General features: G+C 37.7%; 11 protein-coding genes. 7 read left to right on the top strand and 4 right to left on the bottom strand.

Annotated elements, in window-relative coordinates:
- Position 1: 1 nt before the first annotated feature.
- The 3 genes from EG344_RS02095 to EG344_RS02085 are packed head-to-tail and all read right to left on the bottom strand — an operon-like array spanning position 2 to position 1,726.
- On the bottom strand, positions 2 to 571 hold the full coding sequence (locus EG344_RS02095; RefSeq protein WP_123908060.1) for an NADPH-dependent FMN reductase: 570 nt from the start codon (positions 569 to 571) through the stop codon (positions 2 to 4).
- 6 nt (positions 572 to 577) lie between these two features.
- Entirely contained in the window at positions 578 to 1,078 is a 501-nt protein-coding gene (locus tag EG344_RS02090; protein WP_123908059.1) for a DUF2480 family protein, read from the bottom strand.
- 21 nt (positions 1,079 to 1,099) lie between these two features.
- Positions 1,100 to 1,726, bottom strand: coding sequence for a superoxide dismutase (locus EG344_RS02085; protein ID WP_123908058.1), 627 nt, complete (start codon positions 1,724 to 1,726; stop codon positions 1,100 to 1,102).
- A 192-nt stretch (positions 1,727 to 1,918) separates the two neighbouring features.
- Here EG344_RS02085 and EG344_RS02080 point away from each other — a divergent pair, with 192 nt between their 5' ends.
- Entirely contained in the window at positions 1,919 to 2,539 is a 621-nt protein-coding gene (locus EG344_RS02080; protein WP_123860345.1) for a helix-turn-helix transcriptional regulator, read from the top strand.
- Between the two features lie 31 nt (positions 2,540 to 2,570).
- Positions 2,571 to 3,212: a hexitol phosphatase HxpB gene (gene hxpB / locus EG344_RS02075; protein ID WP_123908057.1), complete on the top strand. Its 642-nt coding sequence runs from the start codon at positions 2,571 to 2,573 to the stop codon at positions 3,210 to 3,212.
- A 71-nt stretch (positions 3,213 to 3,283) separates the two neighbouring features.
- Here hxpB and EG344_RS02070 read toward each other — a convergent pair whose 3' ends face one another.
- Positions 3,284 to 3,910, bottom strand: a complete 627-nt coding sequence (locus EG344_RS02070; RefSeq protein WP_123908056.1) for an RNA polymerase sigma factor — start codon at positions 3,908 to 3,910, stop codon at positions 3,284 to 3,286.
- A 242-nt stretch (positions 3,911 to 4,152) separates the two neighbouring features.
- Between EG344_RS02070 and EG344_RS02065 the strand changes: the two genes are divergently transcribed.
- The 5 genes from EG344_RS02065 to EG344_RS02045 all read left to right on the top strand — a co-directional run bounded on the left by EG344_RS02065 (position 4,153) and on the right by EG344_RS02045 (position 12,413).
- Positions 4,153 to 5,100, top strand: a complete 948-nt coding sequence (locus EG344_RS02065) for a FecR family protein (RefSeq protein ID WP_228412839.1) — start codon at positions 4,153 to 4,155, stop codon at positions 5,098 to 5,100.
- 53 nt (positions 5,101 to 5,153) lie between these two features.
- Complete coding sequence (locus EG344_RS02060; RefSeq protein WP_123908054.1) at positions 5,154 to 8,441, top strand: TonB-dependent receptor; 3,288 nt, start codon at positions 5,154 to 5,156, stop codon at positions 8,439 to 8,441.
- 44 nt (positions 8,442 to 8,485) lie between these two features.
- A complete protein-coding gene (locus tag EG344_RS02055; RefSeq protein WP_123908053.1) occupies positions 8,486 to 9,775 on the top strand; it encodes a hypothetical protein in 1,290 nt (429 codons plus the stop codon).
- 336 nt (positions 9,776 to 10,111) lie between these two features.
- Positions 10,112 to 11,410 (top strand): hypothetical protein, encoded by a 1,299-nt coding sequence (locus EG344_RS02050; protein WP_123860351.1) that lies wholly within the window; start codon positions 10,112 to 10,114, stop codon positions 11,408 to 11,410.
- Positions 11,411 to 11,486: 76 nt separating this feature from the next.
- On the top strand, positions 11,487 to 12,413 hold the full coding sequence (locus EG344_RS02045; RefSeq protein ID WP_123908052.1) for a T9SS-dependent choice-of-anchor J family protein: 927 nt from the start codon (positions 11,487 to 11,489) through the stop codon (positions 12,411 to 12,413).
- The last annotated feature ends 6 nt before the right edge of the window (positions 12,414 to 12,419 follow it).

Raw genomic sequence — 12,419 nt, 5'->3', positions numbered from 1 at the left:
GTTATGATTGATTTATTATCATTTTTTCTATTTTCTTTGTGGTAGCTATGCTGATAAGCTTATCAAGTTTACCGGAATAGAATGCTGAGATCTGCTTTGGATTCTCGTTGTCAAATAATGATGTTCTGAGAATCGGAACACTGAAAGGAAGAGGCCATGCCCGTAATGATTTGGCAATGGCATCCATCGCATTGATTCCCTGCATGGCCTGTAAACCATCTGCCCAGCATACCAGACCTATGGTTTTGTCTGTAAGATAAGGCTCATAGGTATTAGCTGTTACTTCCAGCCAGTCTAGGCAATTTTTCATTACTCCCGGAATACTTCCATGATAGAGTGGAGCTAGCCAGAAATGAAGATCTGCATCCTGAAACATTTGTGTCATCCGTTCAACAGCCAGAGGTGTTTTGTTGAGTGTGACATCAAATAAAGGAATTCCGGAATCTGCAAGCGTAAAAACATCAGTGTGAATTCCAAGCGCTTTCAGCTGCTCTGATAGGTAAGCAGAGATCAGTCCGGAAGTGGATTCTGTTCTTCTTTCCAAAGATCCGTTGAATATGATTGCTTTCATTTTGTTTTATTTTTTGAAAATTACTTTGGGTAACCCTATTTCGCCATACATCAGGCTTTTGACTAATGGTTTTAAAAGTTCAGTGGCTAATAAATACAGCGCAGGATCATGGGAGGTATTAGCTCTAACAACTACTTTCTGGTTTTTAAAATGTCTTAGGTCTGCATAAATTAGACGACGTTTCCAGAGATCAAGGAGAACGGTTTCAGCGTTGTTTAAATCTACATAAGCAGCATAAGGAGATAGTTTTTCCATGAGAAACATGTAGGCCCAAGGCGGAATAATAGCGTCGGTTGAACAAATAATTCCAACAGCTTTGTTTTTGTACACAGAATAATCTACTGCTGCAATTGATTCTTTAAATTCCTTTTCCTTGACGATCATTCCCATAAAAAGATGATTCCTGATATCTAATTCCACAATTTCAGTAGTGGGTTTATAGTCTAAAAAGTCAAAAGCAATAATGCCGGAAGCTTTTGCTTTATTTACGAAAGTCTGGGTATCCATTGTTAGCAATATTTGTATTTACTATCTTATTTTTGAAAGAGCTTCTTCATATTTTTTCTCTACAGATGCCCAATCTAATACAGACCAGAAAGAATCCAGATAATCTGCTCTTTTGTTCTGATAAGCCAGATAATAGGCATGTTCCCAAACATCAATTCCAAGGATTGGAAATCCTCTGTTCACCGGAAGAATATCCATCATAGGATTGTCCTGATTAGGCGTTGAACTTACCGCAAGAGATCCATTGAATTTTACATACAACCAAACCCAGCCGGATCCAAATTGCCCAAGTCCTGCCTTCTTCATTTCTGCCTTAAGTTCTTCAAGACTTCCGAAGGTGGAGATAATGACTTCATTCAGTTTTCCCTCAGGGATTAATTTAGGTTGTGGAGAAAGGATTTCCCAGAATAAAGAATGATTGAAATGTCCACCACCATTATTTCTTACGGCCGGACTATATTCACTGATTCTTTGTAATAAGGAATCAAGATCAGGATTGGTTTCATGGGTCTGTTCTAAAGCAGCATTCAGGTTATCTACATAGGCCTGATGGTGACGCTGGTGGTGAATAGTCATTGTATTTTTATCGATAAATGGCTCTAAAGCATCATAAGCATAAGATAATTGAGGTAGTGTAAATGGTTTCATGTGCATTTATTTTTGATTAATGTTGGACAAAGGTAGCAATATATTTGAATAAAACAACTTTTTGGTTGTTTTATAGGTCGCATGATTTGTATTTTTAATGTGTTGGTAATTAGTGTTTTGTGTTTAATATTTTAAGATTATAGAAAATGACTATCTTTGTTGTTGAAAATAAAACAACCTAAATATTGTCAAATGAAGAAACCGGCAGCAGATCGTATCCTGATGTTTTTAAAGATGAGAGGGGAAGCTACTTCACTTCTGATTGCTAAAGAATTATCCATCACGAAAGAGGGAGCGAGAAAGCATTTACTGAACCTTGCAGAAGCCGGATTGATTGAACCGACAATGAAGAGTGAAGGAGTGGGCCGGCCATCTACTTATTATATCCTTACGGATAAGGGATTGGCTCAATTTCCGGACACTCATGCTGAAGTAACGGTTCAGCTTTTGAAATCTGTAAAAAATATTTTAGGGGAAAATGCATTAGACCTGTTAATTAGTGACCGGGAAAAAAATACCCACGAGCGATATGAAAAGGCCCTTGCTAAGACAAAAAATTTAGAACAACGCCTGGAGGTTCTTGCCGAAGCCCGAAGCAAAGAAGGATATATGGCAGAATGGAAGAAAGAAGGAAAAGAATATTTCCTGATCGAAAATCATTGCCCGATTTGTGCGGCGGCTACAGAATGCCAGGGATTTTGTAGGGCGGAACTATCAAACTTTCAGTCATTGATTGGTAAGGAATACACTGTAGAAAGGGTAGATCATATTATTTCTGGGGGACAACGATGTGTGTATAAAATCAGCCAGTAATAGACTTCATTATTTAAATTTATTTTTATCTATGGTTTTAAAAGCTGTGATTTTTGATATGGACGGAGTTCTTGTAGACTCTGAAGGTTTCTGGGCAAAGGCAGAACGGGAAGTATTCTCGTCTTATGGAGCTCAGATAACTGATGATTTGGCTGCACAGACCAAATATATGACTACAACAGAGGTTACAGAGTTCTGGTACAGGAAATTTCCATGGAAAAATTTGGATGTTTCTTCGGTAGAACAGGAAGTTGTATCTAAAGTAATTGAACTGATTCAAACTGAGAATTGTACCATATCCGGGATACAAGAATTTATTAAAGATCTTAAAGGTAAAGAATATAAAATAGGACTGGCTACCAATGCCCCTTTACGTGTTGCAGATGCTGTTCTTGAAAAACTGCAGGTTCGTGAGTGTTTTGATACCATTCATTCATCAGAATTTGAGGAACAGGGGAAACCTCATCCAGCTGTATATCTTACGTCTGCTCAACAGTTAGGGATATTACCTGAGCATTGTATTGCGATTGAAGACAGCCATTCAGGATTGAAAGCCGCTAAAGCAGCCGGAATGAAAACTATTGTTTTTACCAATAATGATGAAAGTATAGATTTTGAGCATGCGGATTTTAAAATTCTGAACTTTACATCAGCTCAGTGGCCTGTTTTCTAAGTTTGTTGAAGACTTTTACAATAACTGTTATTTATAAATAAAAAGTAATTACTTTCATCTTCAGGCTTTTATCAATATTTTGTGAGGAGTTCCATCAGCATTAAAATGGATATTAATTTTTTAGAAGATTGATAATCCGGATTAAGCTGTTCGCGAATTTCACCAAGGGATTTGCTTAGTTTATTACTAACCGTCTTATTGCTTATTCCAAGTGCTTCCGCTGTTTCATTAACAGACATATTTTTTCGGATCCTCATATCATAGACCTGCTGTTCAGTGGTTGGAAAGTGAGAAACTACTTCATCAATCATAGATAGTAAGACCGAGATCTCATTTTCCTCAAGAATCTCAAAATACTCAGTGTCTGAAATATCTATTTCTGAAGGGATATCAAATTCATCAATACTCAATGTAGGGGGAGCTTTTTTAAAGCTATTATAATAATCAAGGATACGATAATGCAGATGTCGGAGCAGGTAACCTTTTGCACTTTCCGATTCATCCGTTTGTATCATCTCTGTATTTTCAAGGATCTTTATCCATAAATTCTGAAGCAGCTCTTCAGAGGCTTCTTTATCCTTTGTCCTTACAAATACAAAGCGGTATAAACTATCCCAATATCGGTCATACAACAGCATAAATGCAGGGCGGTCGCCTGATTTTATTTTCTTTAATAAAGTAGAGTCTGTTAGATTCATATTAATGCAACAAAATTACCTAAAGGAAAATTAACTTTTTGTGAACTTTAATTATGGTATGGTTAAATATTTCTGAAAATTATCCCTTAATTGTGAATTTAATGTTTAGTAAATGTAAAATAGGTTGAAAAATATCTGAGTTTTAGCCTTAATATGAACGGAACGTTAAAAATGCGCTGGGGAAGTTTCTCATTTTCATAGTCTTATTGATAGAAGTATCGGTGAATACTATGAAATATTTTATGAGACGTTTTAATTATAAAAATATCGAGGCCTTTGTTTTCAAACTTTGGACACGTGAAGTTTCAGGGGAAAAAACTTCTGAAAAAGAAATGGAAATTGTAAAGAAATGGAAAGCCCATGCAGAAAAAGGTCTGGATGAAGTTCATCTGCAGGAATCTAAAGAAAGAGTATTGGCAGGTTTGGAGCATTATTTTGTGCCTTATGAAAAAATAGGATACAGAAATCATCTTCCGAAGAATGCCTACAAAATTGCAGCGGTCATTATTCTGTTTTTAACACTGGGAGGGATTTTGACGTATCATACACTGATAAAGCCGGATGTTTATCTAGCAGTATCAGAAAACAGAATTGTTCATCTTGAAGACGGATCTGTAGTGACTTTACTGCCCGGAGCAGAACTTACGGTAGCAAAATCATTTCCTGCATCTACGAGAATGGTGGATTTAAAAGGAGATGCTATCTTTTCTGTAGCAAAATCAAAATCTCATCCATTTATTGTTCATGCAGAAGGTTTCAGTACAAAAGTATTGGGAACAATATTTAAAGTTTCTCAGTCCGGGAAGAAAAAAGCAGTAGATCTTTATGAAGGGAAGGTGGCTGTATCTTCCATTGGAGTTCCTGTTTCTTATCTGAAACCGAATCAGAAATGGACGAATCTGGGCGTTGCCCGTACCACAGCTATTATTTCATTCGCTCCTGACAGAGTATCAGGGAAACAGCATCCTAAGCTGTTGTCTTTAAGCTTTAACGATGTTCCTTTAAAGGAGGTAATTACAGTATTGGAAGGTAATTATAGTACAAAAATTCATTACCCAAAAGAAGTGGAGGATAAAAAAATCACAGCAGATTTTACGGGAGGAACTGTCAGTGAAAATATTGATGCCCTTGCCTTTATCCTGGGATTTGAAGTTCAGAAAAACGATAATATCTACATCCTGAAAAAATAACCATCAAAAAATTAAATAATCAGATAACCTTAATCAAAAGAGAACACTTACGTATGAAAAGTTTGAAATGTGGTTTTACCATAGCAGCCCTATTTTTTACTGTTGCAGCAGAAGCACAGGAATTGGTTCAGAAAGTTTCGTTTTCTGCTCCTGCAAGCAGACCATTAATTGAAGTTTTGGAAGAATTTGCAGGAAAAACAGGAATGAGACTGGCTTATTCAAAATATGATATTAAAGAGCTGAAGGTAAAAGGGGTAAAATGTGAAAATTCTTCTATTAATAATTGCCTGAAAGATATTATCAATGGGCTTCCTGTAATATTCCGCTTACATGGGGATCTCATCTCAATAAAATATGAAAATTCTAATGTTTCTGTACCGGGAAACGGGCGTATTTCCGGAAAAATAGTGGATGAAGTGGGAAATCCTGTTGTGGGTGCAGAAATAAATATTGCAGGAAGAACAGCGGTAACAGATAATAATGGAGATTTCTCTGTAGACCTTCCTTCAGGACTTTATAACATGACAGTGAAAGCGTCTAAATATAACACACTCAGGGTAGAAAAATTATCAATCATCAATAAAGAAACAAATACTGTTTCCTTTGCACTGAACAGGGTTTCTGATAAAATTACTGACATCAAAGAAGTGGTGGTAACGGCAACGCGTAAAGCAGATACTCAGGCAGGATTGTTGGCCCAGCAAAAGAAAGCGGCCCAGTTGAGTGATGGAATCTCTGCCGAACAGATTGCTAAAACTCCTGATAATGATGTGGGCGGAACCTTGAAGAGAGTAACGGGAATCACCACTATAGATAACAAATATGTAGTCGTAAGGTCTATGGGAGAACGATGGAATACCGCAGCGATGGATGGGATCAACCTGCCCAGTACCGAAGCCTATAATCAGAATTTTTCTTTCGATATTATTCCTACAGCAATGGTGGAAAGTGTGGTTGTAAGTAAATCTGCAACGCCGGATATGAATGCCAATTTTGCAGGAGGGTTTGTAGAGGTAAGAACTAAAGATATTCCTAATGAAAATTTTACTACTGTAAGTATGGGAACTTCTTATAACGATCAGTCTGCTTTCAAAGAATTTCTGACCCGTAAAAGAGGAAAGTATGATTATTTCGGGTACGATGACGGAACAAGAGATTTTCCTCAGGGTCTTAAAGCGATGAACTGGAACAATCCTATGTTTTTTGAACAGTCCAGCCAGTTCAGGAATGATAATTTCACGACATATAAGACAAGGGGAGATATGGGGTCCAATTGGCAATTGGCATTAGGAAGAACTTACGCTCTTAAAAATAATAGCAAATGGGGCTTTGCCGGAGCATTCATTATCAGAAATGAACAGAATAAGCTGGATATAGATCATACAGGAAGAGGAAGCTGGCTGGATACTACAGAGACTGCTTTTGATGCCAATGGAAAAATGCCTTTTTATAATTTTAAGAATACAGGAGCATCCTATAATTATAATTCGACGGTGGCAGGAATGCTGAATTTTGGATTACAGTTGGGAAAGAGTAGAATTTCATTCCGTAATTCATATACCCATATCTATGATAATACACTGACAAGAATTACAGGATGGGATGAAAACACCAATGGAAGTGGTTCGCCAGCCAATGCAGAAGCTGCCTATAATTATTTTTATCACGGGATAATTCCCAATAATGATCCATCAAAAATTCCATCATTAGATAAGCCTTTTACGGAGAATACAGTATATCCTGTTTATCAGATGTTTTTACAAAATAAGCTGGAAGGAAGCCATAAGATAGGGAATATGGAAATCAACTGGTTTGCTGCCCGAACGGGAGTTTCATCAGACACTAAGGATTATACCCAGCACAGGACTTTATACAAATTTGTAGGACGTGAAATCATGAATTATCATGTCGCCAATAATTCTGCAAGTGATTTTGCAAGAGGATATATTACCAGCAAAGAAACAGATTATAATTATGGAGCTTCTTTTAAATGGGGTTTTGACAGAGGAAATTTTAAAAATGATATTAAAATAGGATATGCCGGAGCCTCAAAAACCAATACAAATCAACAGCAGAAATTTTTATTGAGAGTAGATGGAAACCGGGATGTTCCGAATCCTAAATTTTTGGAAATATATGGATCTCTTGCCGATTGGTTTGATGGCTCTCATTATGTACCCGGGGGAATTGGATGGGAGACCAGACCATTGTACATGGATGATGGTAAGTATGAGGGTGAAGTTGAGCAGCATGCTGCATACGTGATGTTTGACAACCGCTGGAACAATAAATTCAGGTTAGTATGGGGATTACGTGCGGAATATTTTCAATATGATCTTATTTCTCAGCAAATCGAGTCTAAGAATGATTCCAATAATTTTGCCAGAGTAGGAGTTGATGATAAACCATGGCAATGGATGCCTTCTGCCAATTTTACTTATAGTCCCACCAATAAAATAAACCTTAGGCTTGCTTACAACAAGACTGTTATTCGTCCTCAGTTTAATGAGAGAACCGGATTACCTTATTTTGACCCGATAGCGAATGGACAGATTTTCAATACACAGATGGTATCATCTACAGTGAACAATTACGATTTTAAATTTGAGTGGTTTCCTGGATTGGGGGAGATATTCTCTGCCGGATTGTATTATAAGGATATTGACAGACCTATTGAACGTGAGGGCCGCCTTTCCAATGATGGAAATCTATCCTTGTACAATGGAAATTCAAAAAATGCAAAACTGAAAGGAGTAGAAGTAGAGGTAAGGAAAAACCTCGGATTTATTGCGGAAGGATCATTATTTGAAAGACTTTTTGTAAGTGGAAATTTCACCTACAATACAACGAAAGTAATTGCTTTTAAAGATCAGTATAAAACAGGTGAGAATGACGAAACCTATGAAGTGGATAGACCTCTTTACGGACAGACTCCTTATGCATATAATGTAGGATTGATGTATGATGGAAAAAGGCTGGGATTTAATTTTTTATACAATGCAAAAGGAGATCAGTATATGACAGTAGGATATTCTTATAATGCAGAAGAAATTCAACGTCCTTACGCAGTGGCAGATGCACAGGTATCCTATAAACTCTTAAGAAACAGAAATCTTGAAGTGAAGTTTAATGTAAGGAATCTCTTCAACAGGGTAAAAGAATATTACAACAACTTTAATTCTTATTTAGGCTATACTGACAATACAGGAAATAAGACAGCCAGAGAATTGCAGCAACTTGTGCCGGGTGCCACGAACAGGTATGATAAAGATATTGATAAGATCTTATTCCGTGCTTATAGCGGAAGGATTTTCGGGTTAAGTGTTAATTATACATTTTAATGACGCATTGAAATCATAAAGAAAATTAATAAAACTATTAAGAAATGAAAAAACTACTATTCATTGGAATAACGTTACTCTCCCTTACAGGGTGTCAAAAAGATGATCTAGCTGATTCTTCCGCCCCTTTCGAAATGAAGCCTACTTCAGCAGAATATATTACAGCTTCTGCACTTCCTGTAACCAAAGTAAACTATCATATTACCTCTAATACAACATGGAGTGGAGTCATAGAAATTGATGGTACTGTAGCCGTTAAAAACGGAGCAACACTTACCATTCAGCCGGGAACCTTTATCAAAGCAAAACCTAATGCCATAGGAGAAGGTCCGGGGCTCCTGGTTATTACCAAGACAGGTAAAATTAATGCGGTAGGAACAGAAACCCAGCCTATTGTTTTTACCAGTTATAATCTGCTGGATGGCACCGAAGATACGGTCCCACATGGTGGCGATTTTGCCGGTGTTATGATTTTGGGAGATGCATGGACCAATGTGCCTTCCACAACAACAATTGACGGGCTTTTCGGGTCTGATTACTATTACGGAGGAACCAACAACAATCATAATGGAGGAATTATGAAATATGTACGGATTGAATTTGGAGGAGCAGATATTCTTCCTGGTCTGATTCATGAAGTTTCGTCCCTTGTATTAGCAGGAGTTGGAAAAGGAACCACTTTAGACCATATTCAGGTATCTCACGCACAGGACGATTCATTTGAATTCTATGGTGGGAATGTCAATGCTTCCAACCTGGTTTCTTTTGCTGCTGAAGATGACCATTTCGATTGTATTCTGGGATATACGGGAACTATTACCTGTGCACTTGGTTTGGCAGATTATAATTCGCCACATCGGGTTCTTGGAGGGACGTATGATTCTCAGGGAATAGAGGTGGAAAATAATATTCATGGTACAGCTACATCCTTAATCACTCATCCTACCTTCAATAATCTCAGTATTATAGGAGTATGGAAGGAACCGTTTAGCAGGATGTACGCCAACGGAATCTACGTCAGAAGAAATGGAAAATTAACGCTGAACAATGCATTGATTACAGGGTATCCTACAGGAATCAAAGTAGAAGGAACAGGTTCTGAGCTTTCTGCCAACTCTGATTACAACAGCCTCCAGGTACATGCATTCAATCTTGCTGCTATCGGAGCGGGAACTGCCGGAATTCCTACTTCAAACCTATTGACTACAGCTACTTCACCTACCTGGGGAATGACCCAGCCTTTCTACAATGAAGGAAGCTGGAATATTGCTCCTAGAGATTGCGGAAATTTCCGGGGAACGTGGACAAAATATGACTTCTCTATTGTAGAATAAATAATAAATGCAGAGATCCCGGAAATGAAGAATCTTCAGTTTTTGTAAAGATAAAAAGAGCTCTCTATATAGATGTGTACAGGTTTCGGAATCCTGAAAAATAACCCGGAATACTACTGATGATGCGCACAGCAGTACCGAACCAAACAAATCCGAACGCTATTATCTTTTCCCGGAAAATAGGAGATCAACAGGGAACTCAGACAGCTCAGCTCCTCCTGGCCTGTAGGATGAAAACAATAACCAAATCGCAGAAATATAGAGGCGGATATTTCTGAATATTAAAAATTTCCGGTCATAAAAATAAATAACCGGATCTACCAAAAAATTATAACAATGAAAAGATTAACTCTAATTGCAGCTGCTGCATTATCTCTTACAGCTTGCCAAAACGACCATTTAGCAGATTCTTCAACTCCTTTTGAAATGAAACCTACTTCAGCTGAATATCTTACAGCTTCTGCACTTCCTGTTACTCAAGTGAGTGGGCCTATTACTTCTAATACAACGTGGAGCGGAGTCATAGAAATTGATGGTACTGTAGCTGTTAAAAACGGGGCAACACTTACCATTCAGCCTGGAACTTTTATCAAAGCAAAACCTAATGCCATAGGAGAGGGTTCAGGAATCCTGGTGATTACCAAAACAGGTAAAATCAATGCTACAGGTACTGAAGCTCAGCCTATTGTTTTTACAAGTTACAGACTTTTAGACGGTGATGAAGATACTACCGCTACTCCTGGAGATTTCGGAGGGGTTATCCTTTTGGGAGATGCACCTACCAATGTACCTTTTACAACAACTATTGAAGGGTTAACGGGTGATGATTATTATTTTGGAGGAACAAATCCTTCTCATAATGCAGGAACAATGAAATATGTACGTATCGAGTTTGCAGGATATGACTTTGTAGGAGCTAACTCAGGTAACGAGGTAAATGCTTTATCATTAGGAGGTGTTGGAAATGGAACTACTTTAGATCATATTCAGGTATCTTACGGGCAGGATGACTCTTTCGAATTTTTCGGAGGAACTGTTAATGCTTCTAACCTGATTTCTTTTGCAGCAGAAGACGATAATTTTGACTTTGACAACGGATATACAGGAACTATTACATGTGCTCTTTCTTTGGCTGATTACAATTCAGCACACACTGTAAGTGGTGGAAGTCCTGATTCTAACGGTATTGAGCTTGATAACAATGCAACAGGTACAGCTACTTCTTTAATCACAAACCCTGTTATCAATAATCTTACGATTGTAGGTCCTAAATTCGGTACTGCAGGACAAGGAGCTGCTTACGAAAATGGAATCCACATCAGAAGATATGGTAAATTAACCTTAAATAATGCTGTCGTAACAGGATATCCTGTAGGAATCAAAGTAGAAAATACAGGATCTGAGCTTTCATCAGCTTCAAACTTTGCTTCCATCCAGGTGCATGGCTTTACAACTTCTGTTACAGGAGCGGGTACGGCAGGAATTCCAACAGCTAACCTTCTTACAGGAAGTACAGCTGCATTATGGGGAATGAGCCAGCCATTCTTTAACGAAGGAAGCTGGAATGTATCTCCAAGAAACTGTGGCGGATTCCAGGGAACCTGGACAAAATACAATTTCGCTATTGTAAACTAAAATCTATATAAGCAAGGAATCAGCCTAAGCTGTTCCTTGCTTTTTTTCTCTTTAAAAAATCTTAATAATCAGTATCATGAAAAAAATAATTTTATCATCTGTTTTGTTTTTATCTCAGCTGGCTACAGCACAATCTCTGGTATGGGGAAATACTTTTGATACTCCTGCCGACCTTCAGGGATGGACATTCCATGATCTGAACAGCAATAATAACGGATGGATTCAGGGGCCTAATATCTATCACAACGGTACATCTTTAACCTATGGAAATGCAGGCGTTCTGAGACATTCTACCAACCTGGTTCCTACGGGAAGTGCAGTAGGGTTTGGAGGTGAAGATGACTGGATTATTTCTCCTCAGATTGACCTTACGAGTGCTTCGGGAACAATCACTCTTGCTTCTTATATAGGAAGACAGAGAGCAACCCATACTATTGTGAGCAGAGATCTTTATATCTATGTAAGTACTCCTCAAAAAGCAGTCCCTGTTTTAGCAGATTTTCAAGCTATGACAATAGATGGATCTGGAAATTATCAGCAAAGTCCCTATAAAATACAGGTAGGGTCTTCCACCAATCCTTTTCCAGCAGATCTTACCCAATTTGTAGAAAACCTTGTAGACCTTTCAGCTTTTGCAGGAAAGAAAATTTATATAGGAATGTGGGCCAACAGAAATGCAAGTGGGAATAATATCATGAATATCAATATTGATGAAATGGCAATCTATGCGACAACTACGACCCTAAGCACAAAAGATGTAAAAAAGAAAGAAAATCTGACGAAAATTGCAGAAAATCCGGTAAAAGAATACTTACAGTTACAGCTTAATCCTGCATTAAAAGACAATAGAACAATGATTCACCTTTATAATGCAGCAGGACAGAAGGTTCTTACAGCTCAATACTCAAGATTAATCAATATAGCAGGTTTATCAGAAGGGGTATATATTGCGGAAGTAACTGACGGAAAAACTACGGAACGTTTGAATTTTATTAAAAAATAAACATTC

This window comes from Chryseobacterium sp. G0162 (genome assembly GCF_003815715.1).
Classification (GTDB): Bacteria; Bacteroidota; Bacteroidia; order Flavobacteriales; family Weeksellaceae; genus Chryseobacterium.
Note: the sequence above shows the minus strand (reverse complement) of the source record. Positions and strands in the feature narration are given on the sequence as shown.